Source organism: Pseudoalteromonas sp. GABNS16E (genome assembly GCF_028598715.1).
Lineage (GTDB): Bacteria > Pseudomonadota > Gammaproteobacteria > Enterobacterales > Alteromonadaceae > Pseudoalteromonas > Pseudoalteromonas atlantica.
The window spans coordinates 1-1,237 of the sequence record NZ_JAQREZ010000131.1 but is presented as its reverse complement, the minus strand read 5'-3'; the positions used below and the strand labels follow the sequence as shown (position 1 = coordinate 1,237).

Sequence of the window (1,237 nt, the reverse complement as noted above, 5' to 3'; positions counted from 1 at the left end):
TATCTACTTTAGCTATTAACTTCTGTCGCTTGTTTCTGTCACAAAACGCGTTTGGCGTTGTATGGTTAAGCCTCACGGGTAATTAGTACAAGTTAGCTTAATGGCTCACACCACTTCCACATCTTGCCTATCAACGTTGTAGTCTTCAACGGCCCTTCAGAGACTTTAAAAGTCTAGTGAGAAATCATCTCGAGGCCTGCTTCGCGCTTAGATGCTTTCAGCGCTTATCAGTTCCGAACGTAGCTACCGGGCAATGCCATTGGCATGACAACCCGAACACCAGCGGTTCGTTCACTCCGGTCCTCTCGTACTAGGAGCAACCCCTCTCAATTCTCAAACGCCCACGGCAGATAGGGACCGAACTGTCTCACGACGTTCTAAACCCAGCTCGCGTACCACTTTAAATGGCGAACAGCCATACCCTTGGGACCGACTTCAGCCCCAGGATGTGATGAGCCGACATCGAGGTGCCAAACACCGCCGTCGATATGAACTCTTGGGCGGTATCAGCCTGTTATCCCCGGAGTACCTTTTATCCGTTGAGCGATGGCCCTTCCATTCAGAACCACCGGATCACTATGACCTACTTTCGTACCTGCTCGACGTGTCTGTCTCGCAGTTAAGCTGGCTTCTACCATTACACTAACCGTACGATGTCCGACCGTACTTAGCCAACCTTCGTGCTCCTCCGTTACTCTTTGGGAGGAGACCGCCCCAGTCAAACTACCCACCAGGCACTGTCCGTAACCCCGATTCAGGGGCCAACGTTAGAACATCAAAACTACAAGGGTGGTATTTCAAGGACGACTCCACAACAACTAGCGTCGCTGCTTCAAAGTCTCCCACCTATCCTACACATGTAGGTTCAATGTTCAGTGCCAAGCTGTAGTAAAGGTTCACGGGGTCTTTCCGTCTAGCCGCGGGTACACAGCATCTTCACTGCGATTTCAATTTCACTGAGTCTCGGGTGGAGACAGCGTGGCCATGGTTACACCATTCGTGCAGGTCGGAACTTACCCGACAAGGAATTTCGCTACCTTAGGACCGTTATAGTTACGGCCGCCGTTTACCGGGGCTTCGATCAAGAGCTTCGTCCGAAAACTAACCCCATCAATTAACCTTCCGGCACCGGGCAGGTGTCACACCGTATACGTCATCTTGCGATTTTGCACAGTGCTGTGTTTTTAATAAACAGTCCCAGCCACCTGGTCACTGCGGCTCCCGTCCGCTTAGAGAG

The 1,237-nt window shown here is 51.4% G+C and carries 1 rRNA gene; it reads right to left on the bottom strand.

The annotated features are described in order from the left end of the window. Window positions 1–61: 61 nt before the first annotated feature. A 23S ribosomal RNA gene (locus tag PSI06_RS20940) occupies window positions 62–1,237 on the bottom strand; the annotation flags it as partial.